26 protein-coding genes are annotated in these 26046 nt (G+C 72.1%); 11 read left to right on the top strand and 15 right to left on the bottom strand.

Annotation, left to right across the window (positions count from 1 at the left end):
- Window positions 1-7: 7 nt before the first annotated feature.
- Entirely contained in the window at window positions 8-541 is a 534-nt protein-coding gene (gene def, locus AB0I81_RS03215; protein ID WP_360648995.1) for a peptide deformylase, read from the bottom strand.
- A gap of 156 nt (window positions 542-697) precedes the next feature.
- Here def and AB0I81_RS03210 point away from each other — a divergent pair, with 156 nt between their 5' ends.
- A complete protein-coding gene (locus tag AB0I81_RS03210) occupies window positions 698-1498 on the top strand; it encodes a methyltransferase domain-containing protein (protein WP_360648992.1) in 801 nt (266 codons plus the stop codon).
- Window positions 1499-1578: 80 nt separating this feature from the next.
- Here the strand turns inward: AB0I81_RS03210 and AB0I81_RS03205 are convergent, their stop codons facing one another.
- From AB0I81_RS03205 to AB0I81_RS03190, 4 genes are all read right to left on the bottom strand, one after another.
- Window positions 1579-2445 (bottom strand): alpha/beta hydrolase, encoded by an 867-nt coding sequence (locus AB0I81_RS03205; RefSeq protein WP_360648989.1) that lies wholly within the window; start codon window positions 2443-2445, stop codon window positions 1579-1581.
- Window positions 2442-2915 (bottom strand): hypothetical protein, encoded by a 474-nt coding sequence (locus AB0I81_RS03200; protein WP_360648986.1) that lies wholly within the window; start codon window positions 2913-2915, stop codon window positions 2442-2444. Before AB0I81_RS03200 ends, AB0I81_RS03205 begins: the two co-directional genes overlap by 4 nt.
- Window positions 2916-3045: 130 nt before the next feature.
- A complete protein-coding gene (locus tag AB0I81_RS03195; protein ID WP_360648983.1) occupies window positions 3046-3561 on the bottom strand; it encodes a hypothetical protein in 516 nt (171 codons plus the stop codon).
- Window positions 3562-3689: 128 nt separating this feature from the next.
- Entirely contained in the window at window positions 3690-4619 is a 930-nt protein-coding gene (locus AB0I81_RS03190; protein WP_360648981.1) for a hypothetical protein, read from the bottom strand.
- Between the two features lie 131 nt (window positions 4620-4750).
- Here AB0I81_RS03190 and AB0I81_RS03185 point away from each other — a divergent pair, with 131 nt between their 5' ends.
- Complete coding sequence (locus AB0I81_RS03185; protein WP_360648978.1) at window positions 4751-5695, top strand: GNAT family N-acetyltransferase; 945 nt, start codon at window positions 4751-4753, stop codon at window positions 5693-5695.
- 36 nt (window positions 5696-5731) lie between these two features.
- On the top strand, window positions 5732-6493 hold the full coding sequence (locus AB0I81_RS03180) for an arylamine N-acetyltransferase (RefSeq protein WP_360648975.1): 762 nt from the start codon (window positions 5732-5734) through the stop codon (window positions 6491-6493).
- Window positions 6494-6701: 208 nt separating this feature from the next.
- Here the strand turns inward: AB0I81_RS03180 and AB0I81_RS03175 are convergent, their stop codons facing one another.
- Both AB0I81_RS03175 and AB0I81_RS03170 read right to left on the bottom strand, forming a co-directional pair.
- Window positions 6702-6953 carry an AAA family ATPase gene (locus tag AB0I81_RS03175; RefSeq protein WP_360648972.1) on the bottom strand — a complete coding sequence of 84 codons (252 nt, stop codon included), beginning with the start codon at window positions 6951-6953 and terminating at the stop codon, window positions 6702-6704.
- A 5-nt stretch (window positions 6954-6958) separates the two neighbouring features.
- Window positions 6959-7609, bottom strand: a complete 651-nt coding sequence (locus AB0I81_RS03170; RefSeq protein WP_360648969.1) for a nucleotidyltransferase domain-containing protein — start codon at window positions 7607-7609, stop codon at window positions 6959-6961.
- Window positions 7610-7654: 45 nt separating this feature from the next.
- On the opposite strand from AB0I81_RS03170, the gene AB0I81_RS03165 reads away from it, so the two are divergent.
- Together AB0I81_RS03165 and AB0I81_RS03160 are read left to right on the top strand one after the other, a co-directional pair.
- Window positions 7655-9520 carry a propionyl-CoA synthetase gene (locus tag AB0I81_RS03165; RefSeq protein WP_360648966.1) on the top strand — a complete coding sequence of 622 codons (1866 nt, stop codon included), beginning with the start codon at window positions 7655-7657 and terminating at the stop codon, window positions 9518-9520.
- A gap of 95 nt (window positions 9521-9615) precedes the next feature.
- Window positions 9616-12447, top strand: a complete 2832-nt coding sequence (locus tag AB0I81_RS03160; protein WP_360648963.1) for a hypothetical protein — start codon at window positions 9616-9618, stop codon at window positions 12445-12447.
- Between the two features lie 22 nt (window positions 12448-12469).
- On the opposite strand, the gene AB0I81_RS03155 is transcribed toward AB0I81_RS03160, so the two are convergent.
- From AB0I81_RS03155 to AB0I81_RS03130, 6 genes are all read right to left on the bottom strand, one after another.
- Window positions 12470-13624 (bottom strand): HAMP domain-containing sensor histidine kinase, encoded by a 1155-nt coding sequence (locus tag AB0I81_RS03155; protein WP_360648960.1) that lies wholly within the window; start codon window positions 13622-13624, stop codon window positions 12470-12472.
- Window positions 13621-14277 (bottom strand): response regulator transcription factor, encoded by a 657-nt coding sequence (locus tag AB0I81_RS03150; RefSeq protein ID WP_360648957.1) that lies wholly within the window; start codon window positions 14275-14277, stop codon window positions 13621-13623. The genes AB0I81_RS03155 and AB0I81_RS03150 overlap by 4 nt, the downstream gene beginning before the upstream one ends.
- An 86-nt stretch (window positions 14278-14363) precedes the next feature.
- The gene (locus AB0I81_RS03145; RefSeq protein WP_360650176.1) at window positions 14364-14957 is read right to left on the bottom strand and encodes a response regulator transcription factor; all 594 of its coding nucleotides are present in this window, start codon (window positions 14955-14957) and stop codon (window positions 14364-14366) included.
- Between the two features lie 104 nt (window positions 14958-15061).
- The gene (locus tag AB0I81_RS03140) at window positions 15062-16294 is read right to left on the bottom strand and encodes a sensor histidine kinase (RefSeq protein WP_360648954.1); all 1233 of its coding nucleotides are present in this window, start codon (window positions 16292-16294) and stop codon (window positions 15062-15064) included.
- On the bottom strand, window positions 16291-17016 hold the full coding sequence (locus AB0I81_RS03135; protein WP_360648952.1) for an ABC transporter permease: 726 nt from the start codon (window positions 17014-17016) through the stop codon (window positions 16291-16293). Before AB0I81_RS03135 ends, AB0I81_RS03140 begins: the two co-directional genes overlap by 4 nt.
- Window positions 17016-17906 (bottom strand): ABC transporter ATP-binding protein, encoded by an 891-nt coding sequence (locus AB0I81_RS03130; protein WP_360648948.1) that lies wholly within the window; start codon window positions 17904-17906, stop codon window positions 17016-17018. The genes AB0I81_RS03135 and AB0I81_RS03130 overlap by 1 nt, the downstream gene beginning before the upstream one ends.
- A 294-nt stretch (window positions 17907-18200) precedes the next feature.
- Between AB0I81_RS03130 and AB0I81_RS03125 the strand changes: the two genes are divergently transcribed.
- Genes AB0I81_RS03125 through AB0I81_RS03115 form a run of 3 tightly spaced genes read left to right on the top strand, consistent with a single transcriptional unit; the run spans window position 18201 to window position 20876 of the window.
- Window positions 18201-19010, top strand: coding sequence for a hypothetical protein (locus AB0I81_RS03125; RefSeq protein ID WP_360648945.1), 810 nt, complete (start codon window positions 18201-18203; stop codon window positions 19008-19010).
- A 33-nt stretch (window positions 19011-19043) separates the two neighbouring features.
- Window positions 19044-19976 (top strand): hypothetical protein, encoded by a 933-nt coding sequence (locus AB0I81_RS03120; RefSeq protein ID WP_360648942.1) that lies wholly within the window; start codon window positions 19044-19046, stop codon window positions 19974-19976.
- Window positions 19977-19997: 21 nt separating this feature from the next.
- On the top strand, window positions 19998-20876 hold the full coding sequence (locus AB0I81_RS03115; protein WP_360648939.1) for a hypothetical protein: 879 nt from the start codon (window positions 19998-20000) through the stop codon (window positions 20874-20876).
- Between the two features lie 34 nt (window positions 20877-20910).
- On the opposite strand, the gene AB0I81_RS03110 is transcribed toward AB0I81_RS03115, so the two are convergent.
- Together AB0I81_RS03110 and AB0I81_RS03105 are read right to left on the bottom strand one after the other, a co-directional pair.
- A complete protein-coding gene (locus AB0I81_RS03110) occupies window positions 20911-22041 on the bottom strand; it encodes a UDP-N-acetylglucosamine--N-acetylmuramyl-(pentapeptide) pyrophosphoryl-undecaprenol N-acetylglucosamine transferase (protein ID WP_360648936.1) in 1131 nt (376 codons plus the stop codon).
- A gap of 4 nt (window positions 22042-22045) precedes the next feature.
- Window positions 22046-22861, bottom strand: a complete 816-nt coding sequence (locus AB0I81_RS03105; protein ID WP_360648933.1) for a formylglycine-generating enzyme family protein — start codon at window positions 22859-22861, stop codon at window positions 22046-22048.
- Window positions 22862-23101: 240 nt separating this feature from the next.
- Here AB0I81_RS03105 and AB0I81_RS03100 point away from each other — a divergent pair, with 240 nt between their 5' ends.
- Genes AB0I81_RS03100 through AB0I81_RS03090 form a run of 3 tightly spaced genes read left to right on the top strand, consistent with a single transcriptional unit; the run spans window position 23102 to window position 25877 of the window.
- On the top strand, window positions 23102-24493 hold the full coding sequence (locus AB0I81_RS03100) for a hypothetical protein (protein ID WP_360648931.1): 1392 nt from the start codon (window positions 23102-23104) through the stop codon (window positions 24491-24493).
- 9 nt (window positions 24494-24502) lie between these two features.
- Complete coding sequence (locus AB0I81_RS03095) at window positions 24503-25462, top strand: Ppx/GppA phosphatase family protein (RefSeq protein ID WP_360648928.1); 960 nt, start codon at window positions 24503-24505, stop codon at window positions 25460-25462.
- Between the two features lie 58 nt (window positions 25463-25520).
- Window positions 25521-25877 carry a hypothetical protein gene (locus AB0I81_RS03090; RefSeq protein WP_360648925.1) on the top strand — a complete coding sequence of 119 codons (357 nt, stop codon included), beginning with the start codon at window positions 25521-25523 and terminating at the stop codon, window positions 25875-25877.
- The last annotated feature ends 169 nt before the right edge of the window (window positions 25878-26046 follow it).

Below are 26046 nucleotides of genomic sequence, written 5' to 3'. Positions count from 1 at the left end.
TCCTCCACTATAGCGGTGCTTTGTCCGCTTTAGTGGATTCCTGGTACGCCGCCAGCACCTGCTTGCGGCGCTTGGCCGGCAGCCGGTCGATGTACAGGTGGCCGTCGAGGTGGTCGGTCTCGTGTTGCAGGCAGCGCGCCAGCAGACCGGTGCCCTCCACCGTGACCGGCTCGCCGGAGGCGTCGAAGCCGTGCACGGTGGCGTGGTCGGAGCGGGGGAGCGGCGCGTACTGGCCCGGCACCGACAGGCAGCCCTCGTCGCCGTCGTCGAGCCGCCGCTCGCCCAGTCCGGGCAGCTCCAGCACGGGATTGACGACGACGCCCTTGTGGTGCTCGCCATCGGCGTCGGGGCAGTCGTAGACGAACACGCGCAGGGGCACACCGATCTGGTTGGCGGCCAGGCCCACGCCCTCGGCCGCGTACATGCTGGCGAACATGTCGGCCACCAGCGACGCCAGTTCGCCGTCGAACCGGGTGACCGGCTCGCACGCGTTGTGCAGCACCGGATCGCCCACGTGCACGATCGGCCGGACCTCTCCCACGACCAACGCCCTTTCCTGCGAGTGCGAAGCGTTCGTGACCAGTTTACGAGCGATGGGAGATGGCCTGGTCTTGTCTCATATGTAGAGACATTTTCTCCTGAATGATGAGACAGACGTTAGGGTCGGGGCATCGTCGTCGAAACGAGGGAGTTCCCGATGGACGCCGTCTACACGCACGGCCACCACGAGTCCGTGCTGCGCTCGCACCGCTGGCGCACCGCCGAGAACTCGGCCGCGTACCTGCTGCCCCACCTCAAGCCGCACATGACGGTCCTGGACGTGGGCAGCGGCCCCGGCACGATCACCGCCGACCTGGCGGCCAGGGTCGGGCACCTGACGGCGTCGGAGGTGCGGGCCGAGGCCCTCGACCTGGCCAGGGCCGAGGTGACCCGCCGGGGGCTGACGAACGTGGACTTCGCCGTGACCGACGTGCACGCCCTGGACTTCCCCGACGACACCTTCTGCGTGGTGCACGCCCACCAGGTGCTGCAGCACGTGGGCGATCCCGTACGGGCGCTGCGCGAGATGGGCCGGGTCACCAAGCCCGGCGGCTACGTGGCGGTCAGGGACAGCGACTACTCCGCCTTCACCTGGTACCCCCGCGTGCCCGCGCTGGAGGAGTGGCTGGCCCTCTACCAGAAGATCGCCCGAGGCAACGGCGGCGAGCCGGACGCGGGCCGGCGGCTGCTGTCCTGGGCCCGCGCCGCCGGCTTCGAGGACGTCACCGCCACCTCCTCCACCTGGTGCTTCGCCAACCCGGAAGACCGGGCCTGGTGGGGCGGCATGTGGGCGGAGCGGGTCCTGCGCTCCGCCATGGCCGAACAGGCCCTGGCCACCGGCGCCGCCACGGAGGCCGACCTGCGGCGCATCTCGGAGGGGTGGCTGGAGTGGGCGGCGGCCGGGGACGGCTGGTTGTCGATCCTGCACGGCGAGATCGTCTGCCACCTGCCGTCGTGAGGACCTGCGGCTGTCCTGAGGGCCTGCGGCTGTCTTGACGGTCTACGGCCGTCCTGGAGACTAACCGCCGTCCTGGGGGCTTACGGCCGTCCGGTGGCCTCCGCCGACAGTCGCAGCACCGCCCGCGCGACCTCGCCCGGCTGCTCGGCGACCATGTTGTGGCTGGCGTCCAGTTCGAGGACGCGCAGGTGCGGCCGGTCGGCGGTCAGGGGCGGCAGGTCGCGGCGGATGCCCTCGCGTAGCGCGGGCATGAGCTCGCCGACCCGCCCCGGCATGCCCGGCAGGTTCCGCGTGGCCAGGACGAACAGGGCCGGGCACCGTACGTCCGCCACCAGCGGCACGCTGTCACGGAACCACGGGTCGTGCCGGACCTGCCTGGCCAGCGCGGCGCCGGGCCGCACGTAGACGCCCTCGTCCGTGGTGAGCAGCGCCCGCGCGGGGAACATGGCGGCGTGCGCCTCGGGCAGCGGCTGGGCCATCGCCTCCGCCTGCGCGTCGAAGACGGCCTTCAGCTCCGCCAGGATCGTGTGCAGGTCGTCCTCGTCGATGCCCGCGTAGTGCCGGGGCTCGGTCTCGGCGGAGCGCAGGCCGTCGAAATTGACGATCCCCGGTCCTTCCGGGTGGCGCAGCGCCCATCGCAGCGCGACCATGCCGCCGAGCGAGTGGCCGGCCACCAGGGGAGTGCCCAGGCCGAAGTGGTCGGCCACGGCCCGTACGTCGTCCAGCACCGCCTCCCACTCCCACGGCCCCTCACCCGACAGGCCGTGACCGCGCAGGTCCATCGCGACGACCCGGTGGGCGCCGGTCAGCAGGGGCGCGACCTCGTCCCAGTGCAGCAGGGTGCCGCCCAGGCCGTGGAGCAGCAGTACGGGAGGACCGTCGCCGCCGTGGTCGCGGATGGCCAGGTGGACGGGCCGGTCGTCGATGATCAGGTCTTGTGGTGTCACGGCGTGCCCTCCTGGGGGCGGTTGAGCCGGGCGTGGATGGAGGAGGTCGTGACGCCACCATCGGGATGTTTGCCGAGCTTGCCGCGCTTGACGAGGTCGTGGACGCCCTGCCGGGTGATGCCGAGCATCGCGCCCGCCGTGGAGTAGGACACCGCCTGCGCCGACGGATGCCCGGCGCCCCGCGCCACGGCCCGTCCCAGCGGGGTGCGCCACCACTGCTCCGGCGGGTCGAAGGGCTCGTCGCCGGGGAACAGGACCCCGATGAGCCTGGCGGCGGTCAGCGTGGCCAGCCGCCGGTCGGGGCCGAGCAGCTGGGCGGCCCAGACCTCCGCCTCCACGTGCAGGCGGTCCTTGATCGGGGCCAGGAGCTCTTCGGAGTTCAGCAGGATGTCGAGCGGGTCGATAACCCGCACCTCCAGCAGCCGGACGAGCTCGGCCACCAACTCGACATGATCTCGCGTGGTCGTCACTTGACAGACCATAGCAAGTACTTGCGCCTACTCGTCAAGTAGGGCGCCTGTCCGGCGCGGAGACGACGGATGACCGGTGACAGTGAGCGAAGCCTTCAGAGATTCTTCAGCGGGGCCCCTCAGGGGTCCTTCAGATGCCGAGGGTGCGGACGCGCTGCCACTGCGGGTCGCGGTAGAGGACCATGTCCGTGCCCACCATCTCGTCCGGCGCGGACAACATCGTGATCTCGCCGGCCGCCTGCAACTGCAACAGCAGGTCGCGCACCCGGGGCCCGACCGGCAGCCGGCCGGTGGGCAGCCCGAGCCCGTTCCTGACCGTGTCGGCGATTTCTGACAGGTGGAACGGGCCGTCGAAACCCGCCACGACCCCGCGTACGACGGTCATCGTGATCAGGTGCTCGGCCTCGGCGGCGGCGAACTGCCAGGTGATCTGCTCCCGGCGGCGTCCGGTGCCGGCGCAGGAGGTGCAGGGGCGGGTCAGGCCGGGCGCCTCCTCCTGTTCGGCCGAGCCGAGACAGGACGAGCACAGGCCGCTCTCGGCGGCGTGCAGCTCGGCCGTCATCCGGCCACCGAGGATGACGCCGCAGCCGCAGGCGTACGCGTCACCCAGAATGGCGGATCGGGGGGAGATCGCATGCTCACTCACGCAAGCCGACTCTACCGGCGTCACCATGGTCACATCACCATCATGCGCAACATGGAGCTCCCGATTGGGCCCGCACGGTTATCCCCGCCTGCCCGCACGCCCGGGGCCCGAGCAGGGTCTGACGGGGGCTATCCCCGCACGTCCGCCAGGCCGCGCAGCCGGCGCAGGGCCTTGCGGGCCGCCGCCACCACCCGCTCGTCCGAGTGATGCTCGATGAAGACCCGCAGCACCCGGCCCGTCCACGGATGGTCCCCGAAGGCGAGGATCGCGATCGTGCCCGCCTGCTCCTCGGCCGCCATCCCCATCGCGATCGACTCCAGCACCTCACCCGTCTCGCCGCCGAACTCCAGCAGCGCCGCCGCCATGTCCACCAGCACCCAGGCGATCTCGTCCGGCGCGGCCTGCCGCTCCTCCCGCCCGGTCCTGGTCGCGATCACCGCGCCCAGCTTGGGCTCCTCCAGCAGCCGGTCCAGGGCCTGCCGCCCCTCCCCGCCGAACGACGTGGACAGCAGTTCCACGCCGACCGCCCGGCTCAGCGGGCTCACCGCCGCCAGCACCGAGGCGAGCTCGGCCACCGCCGCCTGATCGTCCCTGCCCTCGCGCCACTCGGCCAGCTCCTCGGCGCGCTCGGACTCCGGGTAGGACCGCAGCCCGTGCAGCAGCGCCGCCGCGTCGGCCTCCGCCAGCGACCCCATGACCGGGATCTCCTGCCCGGTGGTCTCGGCGATGATCTGCCGCGCCACCCACAGACCGAGCCAGCTCAGCGTGTACGGCTCCGCCCGCCGTACCAGACCGAGGCCCGTCAGCGTCCCCGACGCCTCACCCCTGAGCGGCTCCCTGGACAGGAACAGCCGGACCAGCTCCAGCAGCAGCCCCTCGTCCTCGGCCAGCCGCGAGCGGCAGTGCTCCGCCCACGTGGCCAGCGCCTCCGTGTCGTCGTCCGCCGGTTTGAGCTCGTCCGCCAGGGGCGCGGCGCGTACGGCCGCCGCGAGCGTGGCCTTGTCCGGCAGCCGGACGGGAGGCTGCAGTGGCAGGGTGTCGTCGTCGAAGGAGGTCACCAGCCCATCCTTTCGCGATATTTCCGCTAGAGTGCCTGCTGATACCGAAAAGTCGGAAGAAAGGAGGCGCCTGAGATGTCCGGCACGTTCCGGGGCGCTCACCGCGCCCGCTTCTGCTTCTCGGAGAATTCATGCGTTACCGTACCGCCGTCAAGGACGATCTAGACCGCCTGCTCGGGTGTGTCGTGGACGAGTCCATCAGCTGGTCCCACCCCGAACGGCTGCTGTCGTTCCTGGAGAGCGGCAACTACCGCCTCGATCGCGTCTGGCTCGCCGAGGACGAGTCCAGCGGCGAGATCATGGCCCGCGCCGTGTGGTGGGGCTTCCCCGGCGGGTCCGAGCCGCTCGCGCTCGACTGCCTGTACGTCCACCCCTCCGTCCCCGACCGCGTCGGCCTGGCCGCCGAACTGCTGCGCCGGGCCCATGCCGTCTACGGACGCGCGATCGACTACCACGTCTTCGTCTCCAACGGCTGGCGCGAGGACCCCAGGGCGAGCGCGGCCATCGCCTGGAGATGGGAGGCGGCGCGCCGCGCCGGGCTGAACGAGGAACTGGAGCGCCTGCGCTACGAGTGGACGGAGGGCGAGGCCCCCGTGCCCGAGCCCTCCGACCGGCTCGTCTTCGCGGGCGATGACGACGACGAGACGTTCGTGGACGCCTTCCGCAGGGTGGCGGTCGGAACCCTCGACCACCACACGCGCCAGGCCCTGCGCACGATGGACCCGGTGGCCCAGGCGCGCCAGGACGTCGCCGACAACAAGGAGATGCCGGGGGATCGGGCGTGGTGGCGGCTGGCCTACGACAAGGCCGGCGACCTGGTGGGGGTCGCCCTGCCGTCGGCCAACAACGGCGGGCCCGTCGTGGGGTACGTCGGGGTGGTGCCGGAGCAGCGCGGCCACGGGTACGCCGATGACCTGCTGGCCGAGATCACCCGTTTCCACGCCGGGCGCGGGGTGCGGCGGATCGTGGCGGACACGGACGCGGGCAACGTGCCGATGGCGCGGGCGTTCGAGCGGGCCGGATACCGAAATTTCGCGATAAGGCTGGTCTTGTCGGCGGATCCCGTGAACACGTGATGCGTGGGGGGTTTCGTACCCGTCATTGTTGATCACATGACGTGGGACATAGAGAAACTCGACCTCGACGCCTATCTACGGCGAATCGGATATGACGGATCGCGCACACCGACGGCGGAGACCCTGCGCGCCGTCCACCTGGCGCACGTGCGCGCCATCCCGTTCGAGAACCTGGACGTGCTGCTCGGCAAGGGCGTCTCGCTCGACCTGGGCAGCATGCAGGACAAGCTGGTGACGGGCGGGCGCGGCGGCTACTGCCACGAACACAACCTGCTGTTCGCCGCCGCGCTGGAACGGCTCGGCTTCCTCGTGACCAGGCACCTGGCCAGAATCCGGCTGGGCCGCCACCACCTGCCGCGCTCACACGCCATGCTCACCGTCGTGGCGCGGGGCCGTACGTGGCTGGCGGACGTCGGATTCGGCGGCGAGGGGCTGGTTGAGCCCCTGCCGTTCGAGGAGGGGGCGTCGCTGGCGTCCGGCGAGTGGCGGTGGCGGCTGGGCAGGGACGGGCAGTTCTGGGTGCTGCACTCGGGCGAGACCGAGTTGTACGCCTTCCGCCCGGACGAGCCGCAACTGCCGAGCGACTTCGAGGTGGCGAACTACTACGTCTCCACCCATCCGCAGTCACCGTTCACCCGCCACTTACTGGCCCAGCGGACGACCGCCGACGCCCGGGTGCGGCTGGAGGGCGTGCGGCTGACGACGGCTGAGGAGCTGGTGGGGTGGCTGCGCGCAGAACTCGGGATCGAGATCACGCGACCCGACGCGGAAACCCTCCTACCCCTGCTCCCGGACTGACCGGCCACTGAGGCGTCATCGGCCCGGGGAGCGCCCCGGGCCGATGACGAAGCCCCACGACGGCGAGGCCCAGGACGGCGAGGCTGCGACGGCGGCGAGGCTTCACGATGACGGGGCCTCGTGACGGCGAGCGTGACGGCGAGGCGTTACGACCCGGCTGGGGATGTCAGGGGGCCCGGCGGTGGCTCGTGGGTCAGGACCTGGCGGGTCAGCGCCCCCAGCCCCCGCCGCCGCCCGAACCGCCCGCCAGTTCGCCCACCGCCCGCGACAGTGTGGACAGCGGCGCGACCCGATCCAGTTCGGTGGCCCGCCCGCCTACCACCCTCATCCCGCCCGACCGCCCGAGCCGGCCGGCCTCCTCCAGCACCCGGCTCTTGCCGATCCCCGCCGGCCCTTCGACCACCACGCACCCGGCCGGCAGAGTCGCAGCGATGGCCGCCAGCACATCCTTCCTGCCCACCAGGCTCATATACGCACCGGCAGGTTCTCCGTACGCACCTCCGCCAGGAAGTCCTCCACCCGGCCCCGATCGGGCGCCCCGGGCAGCACGCTCGCCGAGCCGGCCAGTTCGGCGGACAGGGCGGCCCGCCAGGCGTCCACCTCGGCCCACGGCACCTCGCCGCGCCGGACGGCCAGCAGCCGCTCCCGGTGCTCGGTCACCCGCACCAGCGGCTCCCCGTTCCGGACCAGGTGCAGGCCGCTGAGCAGCAGCCGGATCATGTGCATGGCCTGCTTCCACTTCGGCCGCGCCGGGTCGAGCCGGCGGAACTGGGCCTCGGCGTACCCGGTGAAGGACCGGTGCGCCCGCTCCGACAGGAACGCCCCGCGCAGATCGACCAGCCGCCGCCCGGTGGGGGTGATCACCTCCACCAGCGGGGACCACAGGCACTCCAGGACGGTGGGGTTCGCCTCCAGGGCCAGGCCGCAGAAGCGCTCCACCTCCCACGAGAACTGCTCGGGCAGCGGCCCATCCCGATGCGTGGCCGGCTTGTCCAGCCGCCAGAACGCCGCCGTCGGCGCCACGAACACACCCCGCCGGTCGGTGTCGGAACCGGCAGTCTCCAGCCCGTACGCCCGCGAACCCACAACCACGGAAAGGATCACGTCATCACTCACCCCCATATCTTGCCTAACGGCCAGGTGGGCTGGTCTGATGCAAAAGTGAGCACTTACGAGCAGGCTTACCGGCGGAGCATCGAGCAGCCCGAGGCGTTCTGGGGGGAGGCGGCGCGCGGGATCGACTGGGACGTGAGGCCCGAAACCGTGTACGGCGAGGGCCGCTGGTTCCCCGACGGGCGGCTCAACACCTGCCACAACGCCCTGGACCGGCACGTCGCCCGGGGACGCGGCGAGCAGGCGGCGCTGATCTACGACAGCCCGGTCACCGGGACCGTCCGCACCTACACCTACGCCGAGTTGCTGGAGGAGGTGGCCAGGACGGCGGGCATGTTGCGCGGCCTCGGCGTGACGGCGGGCGACACCGTGGTGATCTACATGCCCATGGTGCCCGAGGCGGTGGTCGCGATGCTGGCCTGCGCGCGGCTCGGGGCGGTGCACTCGGTGGTGTTCGGCGGGTTCGCCGCCAGGGAGCTGGCGTTGCGGATCGACCACGCCAGGCCGAAGGTGGTGCTGTCGGCGTCGTGCGGCATCGAGCCGGCGCGGGTGGTGGCGTACAAGCCGCTGCTCGACGACGCGCTGGAACAGGCGGAGCACCGGCCGGAGCGGTGCGTGGTCCTGCAGCGCGAGCAGTGCCCCGCCGAGCTGCGGGAGGGACGCGACCTGGACTGGGCGGCGGCCGTGCGGGAGGCGGCGGGTGCGGCGTGCGTGAGCGTGGCTGCGACCGACCCGCTCTACATCCTCTACACCTCGGGCACGACCGGCCTGCCGAAGGGCGTCGTGCGGGACAACGGCGGCCACGCGGTGGCGCTGCACTGGAGCATGTCCCACGTGTACGGCGCCGCCCCCGGCGAGGTCTACTGGGCCGCCTCCGACGTGGGCTGGGTGGTCGGCCACTCCTACATCGTCTACGCGCCGCTCCTGGCGGGCTGCACGACGGTCCTGTACGAGGGCAAGCCCGTCGGCACCCCCGACCCGGGCGCGTTCTGGCGGGTGGTGGCCACGCACGGCGTGCGCACGCTGTTCACGGCGCCGACCGCGATCCGCGCCATCAAAAAAGAGGACCCTTCCGGAAATTTCGCGAAAAAGTGGGACCTGTCGGGGCTGCGGCATCTCTTCCTGGCGGGTGAGCGTACCGATCCCGACACCTACCACTGGGCCTCCGGCCTGCTCGGCATCCCCGTCATCGACCACTGGTGGCAGACCGAGACCGGCTGGCCGATCGCGGCCAACTGCGTCGGCATCGAGCCGCTGCCCATCAAGCCTGGCTCCCCGACCAAGCCCGTACCGGGCTGGGACGTACACATCCTCGACGGCGACGGCAAGGACTGCCCGCCGGGCACCGAAGGCGCGGTCACCGTAAAGCTGCCGCTCCCGCCCGGCGCGCTGCCCACCCTCTACCGCGACGAGGACCGCTACGCCCGCTCCTACCTGGAGCGCCACCCGGGCCACTACCTGACCGGCGACGGCGGCCACCTGGACGAGGACGGCTACCTGTATGTGATGGGCCGCATCGACGACGTGATCAACGTGGCCGGGCACCGGCTCTCGACCGGCTCGATGGAGGAGGTCATCGCCGCACACCCCGACGTCGCCGAGTGCGCGGTGATCGGCGTCGCCGACGAGCTGAAGGGCCAGCTCCCCATGGGGTTCGTGGTGCTCAAGGCCGGCGCCGAGCGCGACCCGGACGAGCTGGAACGGGAACTGACCACCCTGGTACGCGAGCGCATCGGCCCGGTCGCCGCCTTCCGCCGCGCCGTCGTCGTCGCCCGCCTGCCGAAGACCCGCTCGGGCAAGATCCTGCGCGCCACGATGCGCGACATCGCCGACGGCAACCCGTACAACACGCCGTCCACCATCGAGGACCCGGCGGCGCTGCCGGAAATCGCCGAGGCCGTGAAGCGAACGTGACGGGCAGGTGACTTCTCCGATCGACCTGGCGAAGGAGCCTGCGCGGATCGGGGCGTACGGCGCATGATGGGACATCCCAGCCCAGGGAGAAGGCCATGATCGACACCCCGAGCTACGCCGACGCCCTGCGGATACTCGGCTGCAAGGACGGCAGGCTCGCCAAGGTGATCGGGCTGGCCTCGGCCGCCGCGCGTACGGGCTGGGCGCTGGCCGCCGGCGCGCAGATCGCCACGACGAACCTGCGCGACCTGCGCGACGGCATCATCGCCTACGGCGAGGACGTCGTGCGCCGCATGCCGGAGCTGAAGAGCGGCGTGGACCGGTTCACCCGCACGCAGCGGCTGGCCGCCGCGCACGCGGCGGTCGTCGTGTCGGCCTACTTCGAGGCGCTCGGCGAGGCGAAGCTGCCGTTCACCCTGGACCGACTCGACCACGGCGACCGGATCTCCCACGGCGTGCCGACGACGGAGCGCTACGCCAGGCTGGTGGCGGTGCTGCTGCTGGAACGGCTGCCCACCCCGGAGCCGCACGTCCCCTACGCCGAGACCCGTCAGGCCGTGGAACGTGCCTATCTGCGCATGTCCGAGGCCATGGCCGGGTACGTCGGCGGCCTGGCCGTCTGGGACGAGCTGGCCGTGGAAGACCAGCTCCGCCTGCCTGCCCTGCTGGCCGAGGGGCCGACCGCGCACGCGCTGCGCATCTACGACGAGGACTACCGGTCGCTGGCCCTCGACAGCCACGAGTTCGGCGTGCGCAGCCTGGTCACCGAGCGGCCGCCACCGGCCACGGCGCTGTCGCGGGTGGCCTGGCTGATGGCCGAGCTGGCCCCGCCCCGGGTCGGCGACCGCCCCATGATCCACCAGGTCAGGATGGCCGCGAACGCGCTCGACCAGCCGCTCCTGGTGGCCGGCAAGCTGCCCGAGGACGTCTCGCTGCCGCTGCTCGGCGAGGGCTACCTGAGCCCGCGCTGCCGGGTGGCGGAGCTGACCCGCGAGTCCTCGCCCGCCCAGCGGGACTGGTGGCAGGACCAGCGGCTGCTGATCGACGCCGAGGCGTTCTTCGTCGGGCACCTCACCTCACTGCGCGCCACCCAGGCGCCCCTGCTCGTGCTGGGCGAGCCGGGCTCCGGCAAGACCAAGCTGACCGAGGTGCTGGCCGCGCGGCTGGCCAGGTCGGAGTTCCTGCCGATGCGGGTGGAGTTACGCGGCGTGCGGGCGCGCGCGGACATCACCGAGCAGATCGAGCAGGCCGTGGCCGAGGTGCTCGGGCAGGAGGTGCCCTACGCCGACCTGGTTACGGCCGGGGGCGGCGCGATGCCGGTGATCCTGCTGGACGGGTTCGACGAGCTGGTGCAGGGCGCGATCGGCCGCTTCGACTACCTGGAGCGGGTACGCGAATTCCAGGCCAGGGAGGCGGGGCTCGGCCGCCCCGTCGCGGTGATCGTGACCGGCCGCACGGTGGTGGCCGACCGCGTACGCTTCCCCGCCGGCCTGCTGGCTCTGCAACTGCAGCCCTTCGAGGAGGACCAGGTACGCCAGTGGCTCGACATCTGGGACCAGGCCAACCGCGCCCTGCTGGCCCGCCGCGACCTGCGGCCGCTGCCCGCAGAAGCGGCCCTGGCCCACGGCGAGATGGCCAGGCACCCGCTGCTCCTGCTGCTGCTCGCGCTCTACGACGCCGGCGGCAACGCGCTGCAACGCGAGCACGGCCCCCTGGGCAGGGCCCGCCTGTATGAGGTGCTGCTGCGCGACTACACCGAACGCGAGACCGGCGGGGCCCGCCGGGTGGTGATCGACCAGGAGCTGGTCCTGCTCGGCGCGGTGGCGCTGTCCATGCTGGCCAGGGGCAGCCAGGTGATCACCGACGAGCAGCTGAACCGCGACCTGCCGGCCCTCTGCCACGGCGGCGAGGACGAACCGGGCGAGGAGCAGGAACGCGTCGACTGGGCGCGCAAGGCCACCGAGCGCTTCTTCTTCGTGCGCAGGAAGGGCCACGCGTTCCTGCACTCCACGTTCGCCGAGTTCCTGGTGGCCTGGGTGAGCATGTACGCGCTGCGCGACCTCGACCGGCGCTGCCGCCTGGCGGTCGACGAGCCCCTTGTGCTGGTGCAGGCCGTGGACGACGACCTGCTGTACGCGGTCACCTCGCACTCCTGCCTGGCCGAGCGCGGCCCGACGGTCGGTTTCCTGCTGGAACTGCTGGCGGAGGTGCCGCCGGCGGTCCGGGCCCGCTGCGTGGAACTGCTGGCCGGGCTGCTGCGCCGATCCCTGTACGAGCGCCCGCGCCGCCACTTCGCCGGCTTCCGCCCCGTACGGCACACGATGACCCGCCGCCTGGCGGCCTACTCGGCGAACCTGACCCTGCTCATCGTGGCCGCCTCCGAGGGACCCGTCGCGGTGTCGTCCATCCTCCAGGGCCCCGACCACCTGGAGCGCTGGTCCGCGCTCACGCACCTGTGGAAGGGGCAACTCGGCCACGAGGGCTGGTCCGGGCTGGTCACCGCCCTGTCCGCGCACCGCGTGATGACGGACGGCAAGGAGGACGTCGTGCTCGGCGGCGGCACGGAGCCCACCGGCATGGGCGACGTGGTGGTCGCGGTCGCCACCGGGCACTCGCCCCGCCACCGCAGGCTGCTCGACCTGCTGCTGCGGGCCCTGGGGGAGGGGCAGGCGCTGCCGTTCGGCGACCGGGTGGGCATCCTGGAGGAACTGCTGCGCACGGTGGCCGTCAGGTCGCCGGCGATGCACCGGGCGCTGGGCGCGATGTGGCGCGAGGAGGGGGCCGACCGGGCCGGCCTGCGTCCGCTGCTGCAGGCCATGCTCGCCGACCCGGCCGATCGGATGGCGACGTGGGAGCAGCTCGTCAAGGCCGGCATTCCGGAGACGGCCCTGTGGGAGATCCACCAGAGCATCGTCCCCGGCGACTGACCAACCACCGGCCGGTGAGTTCTCAGGGGCCGGTGTTCTCGGCGGGCAGCTCGACGGTGATGGTCAGGCCGCCCTCCTCGCGCGGGCTGGCCGCGATCGTGCCGCCGTGCGCCTCGGCGATCACCCGGACGATCGACAGGCCGAGCCCGCTGCCCCGGTCCGAGCGCAGCCGGTCGCCGTGCAGCCGCCGGAACGGCTCGAAGATCGTCGCGATCTCGTACGACGGCACCTGCAGCCCCGTGTTGGCCACCACCAGCTCCACCCGGTCGGCCCGCCGCCGCGTCGTCACCCACACCTCACCCTTGGCGTGGTTGTGCCTGATGGCGTTCTCCACCAGGTTCTGCACCAGGCGCTCAACCAGCACCGCCTCACCCGCGGTCGGGGCCGGGTCGAGCAGCCGGTGCATGGTCACCTCGCGCTCGGCCGCCTCGGCCGCCGCCTGGTCGAGCACGTGCTCGGCCACGTCCGTCAGGTCGAACGGCTGCCGGTCCAGCATCGTCTGCTCGCCCTCCGCCAGCGCCAGCAGGCCGTCGATCAGCCGCTCGTGCCGGGTGTTGACCACGAGCAGCGACTCGCCGAGCCGCTTGACGTCGTCGGTCGCGTCGGGCCGCCGCACGGCCACGTCCACCAGCGTCCTGTTGATGGTCAGCGGGGTGCGCAGCTCGTGGGCGGCGTTGGCGACGAACCTGCGCTGCCCGTCGAACGAGCGCGCCAGCCGGTCGTGCATCCGGTCGAAGGTGTCGGCCAGCTCCTTGACCTCTTCCCCCGGGCCGTCGTAGCCGATGCGCTCGGTCAGGTCGTGGCGCTGCGCCACCCGCCGCGCCGTCTCGGTGACCCGCCTGAGCGGCAGCAGCACCCAGCCCGCGCCGGCCCACCCGATCCCGAACGCCCCCGCCGTGCCCGCCAGCACCGCGATCATGCAGGCGGTACGCGTGCCGTTCAGCGTGTCGCGCTGGTAGACGACGTGCACCTGCATCGCCCGCTGCCGCGCGAGCTCGTAGATGTCGTTGTAGCGGCCGAAGGTCCGCCAATCGACGGTGAAGCTGTCGGGCGTCATCACACTGGCGCGATATTCGAGGCTCTGCCGTACGACGAGATAGACCCCGGTCGCCACCAGGCCGCCCAGCACCAGGAACACCCCCGCGCAGACCAGGGCGAAACGCAACCTCACGCTCATGGGATGCGGTACCCCGATCCCGGCACGGTCTCGATGACCTGGGGTTCGCCGAGCTTCTTACGCAGCTTCATCATCGTCGTACGCACCGTGTTCGTGAACGGGTCGATGTGCTCGTCCCACACCTTCTCCAGCAGCGTCTCGGCCGAGACCACGGCCCCCTGGGCACGCAGCAACTCGGCCAGCACGCCGAACTCCTTGCGGGCCAGCGGCACGTACCGGCCGTCGCGGAACACCTGCCGGTGCGCCCAGTCCAGCCGCACCCCCGCGCGCTCCAGCATCGGCGGATCCGCCCGGCGCGCCCGCCGCCCCAGCGCGTGCACGCGGGCCAGCAACTCCTCGAACGCGAACGGCTTGGGCAGGTAGTCGTCTGCCCCCAGCGACAACCCCGACACGCGCGCCCGCACGTCGGAGGCGGCCGTCAGCATGATCACCCGCACCAGCCAGCCGTGCTCGACCACCGTCCTGCACACCTCGTCGCCATGCGTGCCCGGCAGGTCCCGGTCGAGGATCAGCACGTCGTATTCGTGCACGCCGAGGCGTTCGAGCGCCGAGTCCCCGTCGTAGGCGACGTCCACGGCCAGCGCCTCCCCGCGCAGCCCCTCGGCGATCGAGTCGGCGAGCATGCGCTCGTCCTCGGCGACCAACACTCGCACCAGTGCCCCCAAAGACCTTAAGTGCCGCCAGTGTGGTGGGTCGTGCATAACGCGGGCATAACCACACCCGCGCAGTTACCGGGATCTCACAACCAGCCGCGTGACTCCGCCACCCGTACGGCCTCCGCCCGGTTGCGGGCGCCCGTCTTGCCGATGGCCGAGGACAGGTAGTTGCGCACGGTGCCCTCGGTCAGGAACAGCCGCCCGGCGATGGCGGCCACCGTCGGCTCGCCCGCGGCCACCCGCAGTACCTCGGCCTCCCGCTGGGTGAGCGGGCTCGGGCCGGTGGTCAGCGCGGTCAGGGCCAGCTTGGGGTCGATGACGCGCTCGCCGGCCATCACCCTGCGCACGGCGGCGGCCAGTTCGGCGGCCGGGGCGTCCTTGACCACGAACCCGGCCACGCCCGCGTCGAGGGCCCGCTTGAGATAGCCGGGCCTGCCGAACGTGGTCACGATGATCACCCGGCGATCACGCAGCCGTTCCGCCACCTCCAGACCGGACAGGCCGGGCATCTCGATGTCGAGGAGGATCACGTCCGGGTCGTGCTCCCGCGTCGCGGCCGCCACCTCGTCGCCGCGGCCCACCTCGGCGACGACCTCGATGCCGTCCTCCAGGCCGAGCAGCGCGGCCAGCCCGCCCCTGACGAGGTCCTGGTCGTCGGCGATCAGCACCCGGATCACCCCACCCGCCGCACCGCCCCGCGCGGGGCCGTCAGCGGGGCCCAAAGCACCGCCCTTCGCGCCGCGCCGCGCGGGGCCGTCGGCGGGGCTCTCTGCGGGGCGCGTCATGGTGCCTCCAGCGGGACTCGCGCGTACAGGCGGTAGCCGCCCTCCGGCAGCGAGCCGACCTCCAGCCGCCCACCGGCGGCACCGATCCGCTCGGCCAGCCCGGCGAGCCCGCTCCCTGCCGTCCCCTTGCCCGTCTCCTCCTGATCCGCCTGCCCGGAGCCGTGCCCGGAGCCGTGCCCGGAGCCGTGCCCGAAGTCCTGCCCGGAGCCCCGCCTGGAGCTCTCCCCGGAGCCCGGCCGGCCGTCGTCGCGGAACTCCAGGGCGGCGGACGTCTCGTTCACCCGCAGGTCGATGCGGCAGTGCCGGGCGCGGCTGTGGCGCAGGACGTTCGTGGCGGCCTCCCGTACGGCCCAGGCCAGCAGCGTCTCGGCGGCGGCCGGGATGGGCCCGTCGGCGGGGGAGACCGTCGCCGCGATCCCCGCCACCCCCAGATTGCGGCAGGCGGTCTCCAACTCCTCCGACAACGACGGCGCGCGATAGCCCGCGATCGCGTGCCGCACCTCGTCCAGGGCGCGCCGCGCGGTCCGCTCCACCTCGGCCATCTCCGCGGCGGCCCGCCCGGGGTCGCCGGGTGCCAGGCGGGCGGCGAGCTGGCTCCTGATCGTGATCGAGGTCAGCGTGTGCCCCAGCGTGTCGTGCAGGTCCCTGGCGAAGCGCAGCCGCTCGTTCTCCACCGCGAGTTGCGCCATCTCGGCCCTGGCGACGTTCAGGTTGTGCACCAGCAGGCCCATGTTCTTGACGGCGTACACGGCCATGGACAACACCGCGATGGCGAGCGGCACCCACCACACCCGGGCGAGCGGCACGCCGGCGGCCAGCAGGGCCAGCACCTCCACGAGCGCGGTCGCGGCGGCCGAGGCGGCGAAGGCCCGCAGCGGCAGCGTCGAGGCGAACCCGGTGATCACGAACACGAACGACGTGTACACCCACGGCGCCCCGAACACCGGCAGCAGCGCCAGCCACGTGACCGCCAGCCCGGCCATCGCCCACGGCCGGGTCCTCCCGGACCGGGCGCTCAGCATCCGCCACATGATCGCCACCCAGCAGGCCGCGAGCCCCGCCACCAGGCCCAGCGCCGCCACCACCAGCGCGGGTGCGGGCCCGGAGCCCAGGAACTCCCACAGCGGCCAGGCGATCAGCAGCAGCCAGAAGCAGGAGGCGACCCGGGCCGCCGTCCTGCCCCTGCCGAAGTCCAGCTCCCGCGCCGGCGTCACCGCCACACCTGTCACAGTGCCCGACGGTAACGCCACAGGGCCAGTGCCGCGAAGAACAGCGTCCAGGCGGCCAGCAGGGCGAGCGAGGCGCCCGTCGGCGGCCGGCCCTCCAGCGCCCCCCAGGCCAGCGACCCCGCCGCGTACGCCGGGCTGTACTCCGCCACCGCCCGCACCCCCTCGGGCATGGCCTCCACCGGCAGCCACAACCCGCCCAGCACCGCCAGCACGAAGTAGACGGTCATCGTGACCAGGCCCCCGGCCTGGCCCTCGATCGCGTACCCGAGGGCGACGCCCAGCGCCGCGAACGGCAGCACACCCACCAGGATCAGCACCACCAGCAGCGGCCAGGTGCCCGGCGGCAGGCGCACCCCGGACAGCAGCGCCCCCGCCGCGAGCACCGCGACGATGCTCGGCAGCACCCCAGCCGTGCCGGCCAGCAGCTTGGCCGTCACGTAGCCGTGGGCGGGCAGCGGCGTCACCGCGAGCTGGGCCAGCCAGCCCTTGCCGCGCTCCATCGCGATGGCGCCCCCGATGACGCCCAGCGCCCCGCCCATGGCGCCGTACAGGGCCATCGACACCATGGAGTGCGCGGCGAAGTCGCCCGCCTGCCCCTGCTGCGCGAGGTTGAGCACCCTGGTGAACAGCAGGTAGAGCCCCACCGGGAAGATCACCAGCATGATCGTCCCCACCGGGTTGCGGAAGTTGCGGGCCATCTCCAGCCGCAGGTACGACCCCATCAGCTCTGACCTCCCGTCAGGGTCACGAATGCGCTCTCCAGGTCGATGCTCAGTACCCGCACGTCCCTGACGTCGTCGTACATGAGGAACAGGCCGCGCAGCGTGGCGTCGGAGTCGTTCGTGCGCAGCGAGACCGAGCGGCCCTCGATGCTCACCTGCCGCACGCCCGGCAGGATCTCCAGCTCCGAGGGGTCCCCGCCGTACAGGTCGCAGCGCACCTCGCTGCCGCCGACCAGCGACTTGACGGTGGCCACGGTGCCGTCCGCGATGACCTTGCCGCCGGCCAGCAGCACGACCCGGTCGGCGTAGTCGTCGGCCTCGGCGAGGTAGTGGGTGGCGAAGACGGCGGTACGGCCCCGCCCGGTCCTGGCGCGCAACTCCTGCCACAGGGCGCGGCGGCCCTCCACGTCCAGCCCGACGGTCGGCTCGTCCAGCACCAGCAGGTCCGGGTCGCCGACCACGCACAGCGCGAACCTGACGCGCTGCCGCTGCCCGCCGGACAACCGCCCGACCCGCTTGCCGGCCAGGTCCTCGATGTTCGCGGCCCGCAACGCCTGCCGTGGCGGCAGCGGCTCGGGATACATCCCGGCCACCGCCGCCACCAAGTCCGCCACCCGCACGTCCTCCAGCAGCCCGGACTCCTGCAGCAGCACCCCGATCCTGCCCGCCCGCAGCGCCTCGACCGGCGGGCGGCCGAGCACCCTGGCCGTGCCCGAACCGGGGGCGCGCAGGCCGAGCGCGATGGTCAGCAGCGTGCTCTTACCGGCCCCGTTCGGGCCGAGCAGCGCCACCGTCTCGCCCCGGCCGACGTCGAGGTCGACGCCGGCCAGCGCGGTGACCGGGCCGTAGTCCTTGGTCACGGCCCGCATTTCCAGTGCGTTCCCAGTCATGGCAACAGCGTGCCGGAGGGGGTGAGGGTGGATGTAGTGCCGTACGTCAGCCGGGCCGGTATGACGAACGTCATGTGCGTCCGGCGTCTTACCGTCACGGATACGATCATGTCTCCGCATCCGGGCCCTGACCTTTGAGAGGCTGACACCCGGACGTTTAGTACGTAATATCCACACATCACGAGCGTTGGGGGCGCCAGGGTGCCAGGACAGAACGTGGGTGTGGTCGTCGATCCGGCAGTGCCGCCGGAGGTTGCCGGTCTGTTGCGCGCCAACGCCCCCTTACTGTCCAGGGTGAGAGCCGGATGGGTGCCTCCGCCGTCCACGCCGCCGTCGCGCCGCCACAACCCCTCCAGCGCGCTGCTGCTGGCCGCCACCCCCGTGGTGATCGCGCTCATGGCCGTGCTGATGGCCTCGCAGGCCGCCCCCGCCGGGTTCGTGCTGCTGGGCACGTACGTCTTCATCGTCCTGGTGAAGATCGCCTCCATCAGCGAGGTGCCCGAGGACGAGCGGCCCCAGGAACGCGGCGTGTACGAGCAGGCCCGCTGGTACGACGGCCGCTTCCTGCTGCCGGAGGACTTCGACCACGACGCCCGCCAGGTCCTGACCAGGGCGCAGCGGGCCATCGGCGCCGTGCTGCGCTCCCACGTCAACGCCGAGGGCCTGCTGGACGACGCCCGCAACGCCGTCATGCTGCCCGCGCAGGAGTGGGAGATCGCCCGCCTGCTGGCCAAGCTGTCCGCGCTGCGCCTGGAGCACCGCGAGCTGGTGGCCAGAGGCATCGCCCCCGAGGTGGCCGCGGTGATCGAGCCGCTGGAACGGGCCCTGGTCAACAGCGAGGCCGCCGTGGTGGCCCGGGTCGAGGCGCTGGAACGTTACGCCGGCCACGTCGCCGAGGCCGAGCGCGCCTACCACGCGCGCGGCCAGATCGAGGACCTGCGCGCCAGGCTGCCCCGCTACGAGGAACTGCTGGCCGAGTCGGGCGCCGACCGGATGGGCGTGGCGGAGATCGAGCGGCTGGCCGAGGACGCCGACGTCCTGGAGCGTACGTTGCGGCGCAGCGTCGCCTCCGCGCACGAGGCGTTCCGCTACCTGGAGAGCTGACATTCGGACAGAAGCACACATAGGATCAATAACGTGCCCGGTCGTCATGCGAAGGTGATAGTCGAACCGGCGGTGCCCCAAGACGTCGCGGACCTGCTGCGCGACAATCGTAAGCTCCTCCTGCGCATCCGGTCCGGCTGGGCGCCCGCGCACGGGCGGCACCTGGGCGTGCCGGGCAGGCTGACGGGACCCGTGGCGGGCAGGGTGGCCCGGCTGGCGGCCACCGTGACGGCGCTGGCGGCGGCGGTGTACGGGCTGGCGCTCTTCCTCTCCGAGCGCTACACCCCCTTCGTAGTGATCATGACAGGGTCGGCGCTGCTGATGGTCAGCGTCCTGCTGCGGCCCATCCCCGACGCGGCGGCGAAACGGCGGCGGGCCCTGGAACGGGAGGTCTACGAGGCCGCCCGCAGGCACGAGGGCCGCTTCGTCGTCCGCGACGGACTGGACGAGCCCGCCAGGACGCTCATGTCGCGCGCGCAGGCGGCCATCGAGCAGGTCATGGACTCCAGCGTGCACGCCGAGGGGCTGCTGGACGACGTGCGCAACGGCGTGATGCTGCCCGCGCAGGAGTGGGAGATCGCCCGCCTGCTGGCCAAGCTGTCGGAGTTGCGCGCCGAGCACCTGGAGGTCGTCTCCGAGGGCGTCACCCCCGAGGTGGCCGCCGTGGCGGAGCCGCTCGCCCACGCACTCGACAGCAGCCAGCGGGCGGTGCTGGCCCGCGTCGAGGCCCTGGAACGTTACGCGGGACACGTGGCCGACGCCGAGCGCGCCTACCGCGCCAGGAACCAGATCGAACGCCTCAGCGCCAAGCTGCCGCGCTATGAGGAACTGCTCGCCGAGTCCGGGGCGGACGGCTCGGCGGTGCCGGAGCTGAGCCGGTTGTCCGACGACGCCGACCGCCTCGAACAGGCGCTGCGCGACAGCGTCAGCTCAGCACACGACGCATTCCGTCACCTTAGAAGCTGACTTCCCTTAGGATCCGGATTCGTGGCGGATGTGGTAGTAGACCCAGGGGTGCCACCGGAGGACGCCCAGCTGCTCAGGGAGAGCGGCCGGGTGCTGATCAAAATGCGCCAGGGCTGGGCCCCCGAGCCGCGCGGCGCCATCTCCGGCCGGCAGCACCGCAGGATCGCGATGGTCGGGGGACTGATGTTCTTCGGGCTGATGATGGGCGTCGGCCTCATGGGCCAGACCGTCGGCATGCTGCTGCTCGTGGTCGGCATCCCCATGCTCATCCTCGCGTTCGTACGCAGCGACGTTCCCGACGACGAGGATGAGTACGAGCGGCAGGTCTACGACCACCTGCGCTGGTACGAGGGCCGCTACGTGGTCACCGACGACCTCGACGAGTCGGCGGGACGGCTGCTGGCCCGCGCCCAGGACGCCATCGACGCCGTGACGAGCTCCCGCGTCAACACCGAGGGGCTGCTGGACGACGTGCGCAACGGCGTGATGCTGCCCGCGCAGGAGTGGGAGATCGCCCGCCTGCTGGCCAAGCTCTCGGACCTGCGCACCAAGCACAGGGAGACCGTGTCCAAAGGGCTCACCCCCGAGGTGGCGGCCGTGGCCGAACCCCTGGCCCGGGCGCTGGACAACAGCGAGGAGGCCGTGCTGGCCCGGGTGGAGGCGCTGGAGCGGTACGCGGCCAACGTGGGCGACGCCGAGCGCGCGTACATCGCCCATCATCAGATCGAGGAGTTGCGCGGGCGGATGCACCAGTACGAGGAACTGGTGGCCGAGACGGGGGCCGACGGGTTCGCCGTACCGGAGCTGGAGCGCCTGACCGAGGATGCCGACCATCTCGAACAGGCGCTGAGGCGGAGCGTCACCTCCGCCCAGGAAGCCTTCCGTCACCTCGAATCCTGAAGCCCCGGTTCAACGCCCTGACGCTGTCGGGCCGTCAGGCGTAGTGGGTCGCCTGCAGCAGCACGTCGCACAGCGCGTCGGCCGCGTCCACGCGGCCCAGCTTGGCCGCCGCGTGCCCCATCGACTGCCGCAGCCCCGGGTCGGCCAGCAGCGGCATCAGCTCGGCCAGCAACATCTCCGCCGTCGGATGCGGTTCGAGCAGCGCCCGCGCCGCGCCCCCCGAGGCCAGGTAGCCGGCGTTCTTGCGCTGCTCGTCGCCGCCGGTCGGGATGAGCGGGATCAGCACCGAGGGCTTGCCGATGGCCGTCAGCTCCGACACCGTGCCGGCCCCGCTGCGCGAGATCACCACGTCGGCCGCGGCGAACAGGTCGGCCAGCTCGCTGCCCACGTAGGGCACCGGGTGGTAGCGGTCGGCCAGCCCCGGCGGCAGCGCCACGGCCCGCATCTGGTCGATCCAGGCGGGCCCGCACTGGTGCACGATCTGCGCGTGGGGGAGCAGCCGGGGCAGGCTCTCCGCGATCAGCGTGTTGATCTGCTTGCTGCCCTGCGCGCCGCCGGTCACGTAGATCAGCGGCACCTCGAACGTGAGCCCGAACAGGTCGTAGGCCGCCGCCCTGTTGCCCTGCAGCAGCTCCGGCCTGATCGGGTTGCCCGTCACCACGGCCTTCGACCTGGCCGAGGCGGGCAGGTACTGCAGCGACGACTCGTGCGACAGCGCGATCCTGGTCGCCAGCCTGGCCAGGATGCGGTTGGCCAGCCCGACCACGGTCGTCTGCTCGTGCATCACCAGCGGCCGGCGGATCAGCTTGGCGGCCACCCCGATGGGCACCGCCACGTAACCCCCTGTCGACAGCACCACATCGGGCAGGTAGCGGGCCGCGTGCCCGACCGCCTGCAACACCCCGACGGGGATGCGGAACACGTCGGCGATGTTGGTGCCCAGCTCTTTGAGGTTCGGCCGGCGGCGCAGCTTGCCCGTGGTGATCGCCTTGAACGGGATGCCGTTCTCGGCGGTGATCCGCGCTTCGAGACCGTTCGCCGTGCCCACCCAGAGCACGTCGTGCGGCACCTGACGTCGCTGCACGGCCGACAGGGTCGTCAGGGCCGGATAGGTGTGACCACCGGTGCCGCCGCCGGTGATCAACAGTCGCAGGGTTCGTGACATGCGATCAGATTATGGCCGCACAGCGGAAACCCGTGTGCCCGGTCGAGGAGTCGGGTGTGTTGGAGGTGCGGGCGGCCACGCGGTAGCGGTTGCAGTAGGAGTCATGGCACATGTACGAACCACCACGGATCACCTTCGCCTGGCCCTCCGCCGGCCCCGCCGGATTGTCCGCGTACGGCTGCCAGTCGGTGCCCCACCAGTCCGCGGTCCACTCCCACACGTTGCCCGAGACGTTGTAGAGCCCGTAGCCGTTCGGCTGGAACGACTTGACCGGCATCGTCCCCTTGCTCGGCGACGTCGGGAAGCGGCCCTGCCAGATGTTGCAGCGCTGCCGCCCCCTGGGCGCCAGTTCGTCGCCCCACGGGTAGCGCTGCCCCTCCAGGCCGCCCCTGGCCGCCATCTCCCACTCGGCCTCGGTGGGCAGCCGCTTGCCCGCCCAGGCGGCGTACGCGGTGGCGTCGTTCCACGACACGTGGACGACGGGGTGGTTCTGCCGGTCGCCGATCGTCGATCCCGGGCCCTCCGGCGAGCGCCACGTGGCCCCTTCGACGCCGGCCCACCAGGGGGCGCCCGGCACGGTGGCGTCCATGATCCCGACGGTGGCGAACTGGCGGAACACGTACGACCAGCCGATTCGCTCGGCCTCGGTGACGTAGCCGGTCTCCTTCACGAACGTGGCGAACTGGGCGTTCGTCACGCACGTCGGATCGATCATGAAAGGGTCGAGCCGCACCTCGCGCACCGGCCCCTCGCCGTCCTCCGGCCGCCCGTCCGGGTCCTCCCCGCCCATGAGGAAGGCGCCGCCGGGCACGCGCACCATCCCGCGCGGCACCACCCGCCGGCCGTTCCCGGTGGCCTGGACCGGTTTCCCGATAGCCTCAACCGGGCTCCCGGTGGCCTGGATTGGCGTCCCGGCGAGCTGGGCCGGCTTTTCGGTGATCTGGGCCGGCGTGGACGCGCTCTGGTGCGCCCCGGCGGCGGTGTCCCGGCTGGGGCCACAACATGCGCTCAAAGGTCCCCCAAACGTGTCATTACACCTAGGAAGGGTAGTCCCTCAAGCATGCCCACGATCACGCGGCCGCGCCGAGTCACCTCGGCCCAGGCGCTGGCCGTGGCCGCCACCCTGGGTCTGCCGGCCGTGGCGCAGGGAGCCATCGTACGCCGCCCGCTCATGGTCCGCCTGGCGACACTCGCCGGCACGGACCGGCGCGCCATCGGGCTGCTGCGCCGGTTGCGCGCCGCGTACGGCGACGGGCCGCTGCTGGTCCCGGTGCCGGGAAACCGCTCGGTCCTGCTGCCGCTGACCTCCCACGACGTGCGCGCGGTGCTGGAGGACCCCTCCTTCACCCCCGCCAACAAGGAGAAGCGCGGCGCGCTGGCCCACTTCGAGCCCGACGCCGTACTGATCACGGCGGAGCGGGAGTTGCGCGAGCGGCGGCGCGAGCTGAACGAGCGGGTGCTGAGCGGCGCGGACTTCGCCCCGTTCGCTCGGATCGTGGAGGAGGAGGCGGCCACGCTGCCCCGGCACGGGATCCTGACCTGGCCGCGCTTCCACGCCGCGCACTGGCGGATCGTGCGCCGCGTCGTGCTCGGCGACGGCGCCCGCGACGACGTGACGCTCATCAGGCAACTGGACCTGCTGCGCCGCGACGCCAACTGGTCCTACCTGCGCGGCCGGCGTACCGACGTGCGCATGGCCTTCCAGCGCCGGCTGGCCCGGCACCTGGCGCGGGCCGAGCCCGGCAGCCTGGCCGGCGTGCTGGCCCGCACCCACGCCGGCTCCGACGTGCACGCCGAGGGACAGGTGCCGCACTGGCTGTTCGCCTTCGACGCCGGCGCCATGGCCTCCTACCGCGCTCTGGCCCTACTGGGCTCCAAGCCAGGCGCGACCACCCCCGAGCCCAGCTCCGGATCCGCCTCTGGACCTGCCTCTGGGCCCAGCTCCGGACCCGCATCGGGACCCGCTTCCGGACCCGTCTCCCTATCCACCTTCGGCGGCGCGGGCGCGGTCGTGGGTGATCAACGACAGCTGAGGGCCGCCGTGCTGGAGTCGATCCGGCTGTGGCCCACCACGCTCGCCATCCTGCGCGACCTCACCGTCCCGTCCCGGTGGGACCTCCCCGAGGGCACGACCGCGGTGATCTACAGCCCGTACGTGAACAGGGCGGAACCCGGCGACTCCTACCGCCCAGGACTGTGGCTCGGTGCCGGTCATGATGCCGGTCAAGCTGCCGGTTCCGATGACGGTGCCGGGACCTGGAGGGGAGTGCCGTTCAGCGCCGGCTTCGCCACCTGCGCCGGGGCGGAGCTGGTGCTGTCCACCTCGGCCGGTCTGCTGGGCGCCCTCCTGCGTGAGCGCTCAGTCACCCCCTCTGTCACGTTGGAGGATCCCATGCCCGCCGCGCTCGACCACTTCAGACTCCGTTTCGCTGTAAAAGCCGCAGAACGGTAGCGTTTTCCCATGCGACTCGGCGTGCTGGACATCGGCTCGAACACCGTCCATTTACTGGTTGTCGACGCCCATCGCGGCGCGCGGCCCATGCCTGCCTATTCACACAAGGTCGATCTGCGTCTGACGGAGCACCTCGACAAGGACCAGAGACTCAGCGAGGAGGGCGTCGAGCGGCTGGGCAGTTTCGTCGAGGAGGCCGTGCATCTCGCCGAGGACAAGGGCGTGGAGGACCTGCTGGCCTTCGCCACCTCGGCCGTACGCGACGCCGCCAACGGCGAGCAGGTGCTCGCGCAGATCAACGAGCGCTGCGGCGTGAACATCGCGGTCCTGTCCGGGCGCGACGAGGCCAGGCTGACGTTCCTGGCCGTGCGGCGGTGGTTCGGCTGGTCGTCGGGCCGGTTGCTGGCCTTCGACATCGGGGGCGGCTCGCTGGAGATCGCCGCCGGGGTGGACGAGGAGCCCGACGTGGCGGTGTCGCTGCCGCTGGGCGCCGGACGCCTGACCCGCGACTGGTTCACCGGCGACCCGCCCTCGCCGGACGAGGTGCGCAGCCTGCGCAAGCACGTACGCGCCGAGATCGCCCGCACGGTCGGCGACGTCGTCAGGTACGGCGAGGCCAACCGCGCCGTCGCCACCTCCAAGACGTTCAAGCAACTGGCCAGGATCGCCGGGGCCGCTCCCTCAAGCGATGGCCCGTACGTCTCGCGCTCGCTTTCGCGGCAGGACATGGCGGACTGGGCGGCCAAGCTCACCGCCATGAACTCCGCCGAGCGGGCCGAGTTGTCCGGCGTGTCGGAGGGGCGGGCGGCGCAGCTCGCGGCGGGGGCGCTGGTCGCGGACGCGGCCATGGACCTGTTCGAGGTGGACCGGCTGGAAGTGTGCCCGTGGGCGTTGCGCGAGGGCGTGATACTACGTCGGCTCGACCTGCTGCCCGGACGGCTCGATCAGCTCAACGGCGGGGCGGAGTAAGCTCGATATATCCCTAATTTATGGCATAAAGCGCTGGTTGGCGGGCATTTTTCGCCGAATGATGACAGTGCTCGGCATGATCGGGTCCCTGGCGGTCGTTGTCCTCCTCATTGTCGCGGCGGTGCTGCTCATCTCGGTTGCCGGGATGTTCGTCCTGCTGGCGATGGCGGGGTCGATGGTCCACTGGCGCGGATTGTGGCGGCGGCTGACCAGGCGGGAGCCCCGGCTTGAGCTGAAGCTCAGCGGGGATCGGGTGCCACGGCGGCGGCGGGCGGAACTGAGCGGAAGCATGCCCCGGCTGCGCCGCCGCTTCCTGCTCGGCGGCGCCAGGCCCAGAACGGGCCGGCGCCTCGCCGCCGACCTCAGGAGCGTCCGGCTCCACCACCGCCCCCTGGAGCGCCACAGCCGCACCTGAGCCGCCCACCCAACCGGCCCAGGCGCGCCACCCGGCCCGCCTGGGCCGCCAGGGGGTTGCCCCAGGCCGCCATGGAGGCCGCTGGGACCCTACGGCCCTCAAAACGCTGCTGCCCTCGAACGCTGCGGTCCCCGGCATGCTTCGGCCCTCGGGACGCCTCGGTCCCCGG

This window comes from Nonomuraea sp. NPDC050404 (assembly GCF_040655495.1).
Classification (GTDB): domain Bacteria; phylum Actinomycetota; class Actinomycetes; order Streptosporangiales; family Streptosporangiaceae; genus Nonomuraea.
Note: the sequence above shows the minus strand (reverse complement) of the source record. Positions and strands in the feature narration are given on the sequence as shown.

Bases quoted from the DNA above. Each gene is read 5' to 3' on its own strand.
- AB0I81_RS03210 (WP_360648992.1), top strand. From the start codon at position 698: ATGGACGCCGTCTACACGCACGGCCACCACGAGTCCGTGCTGCGCTCG.
- AB0I81_RS03105 (WP_360648933.1), bottom strand. From the start codon at position 22,861: ATGGTGCGCGTGCCCGGCGGCGCCTTCCTCATGGGCGGGGAGGACCCG.
- AB0I81_RS03160 (WP_360648963.1), top strand. From the start codon at position 9,616: ATGATCGACACCCCGAGCTACGCCGACGCCCTGCGGATACTCGGCTGC.
- AB0I81_RS03090 (WP_360648925.1), top strand. From the start codon at position 25,521: ATGATGACAGTGCTCGGCATGATCGGGTCCCTGGCGGTCGTTGTCCTC.
- AB0I81_RS03130 (WP_360648948.1), bottom strand. From the start codon at position 17,906: ATGACTGGGAACGCACTGGAAATGCGGGCCGTGACCAAGGACTACGGC.
- AB0I81_RS03100 (WP_360648931.1), top strand. From the start codon at position 23,102: ATGCCCACGATCACGCGGCCGCGCCGAGTCACCTCGGCCCAGGCGCTG.
- AB0I81_RS03185 (WP_360648978.1), top strand. From the start codon at position 4,751: ATGCGTTACCGTACCGCCGTCAAGGACGATCTAGACCGCCTGCTCGGG.
- AB0I81_RS03180 (WP_360648975.1), top strand. From the start codon at position 5,732: ATGACGTGGGACATAGAGAAACTCGACCTCGACGCCTATCTACGGCGA.
- AB0I81_RS03155 (WP_360648960.1), bottom strand. From the start codon at position 13,624: ATGAGCGTGAGGTTGCGTTTCGCCCTGGTCTGCGCGGGGGTGTTCCTG.
- AB0I81_RS03110 (WP_360648936.1), bottom strand. From the start codon at position 22,041: ATGTCACGAACCCTGCGACTGTTGATCACCGGCGGCGGCACCGGTGGT.
- AB0I81_RS03095 (WP_360648928.1), top strand. From the start codon at position 24,503: ATGCGACTCGGCGTGCTGGACATCGGCTCGAACACCGTCCATTTACTG.
- AB0I81_RS03135 (WP_360648952.1), bottom strand. From the start codon at position 17,016: ATGGGGTCGTACCTGCGGCTGGAGATGGCCCGCAACTTCCGCAACCCG.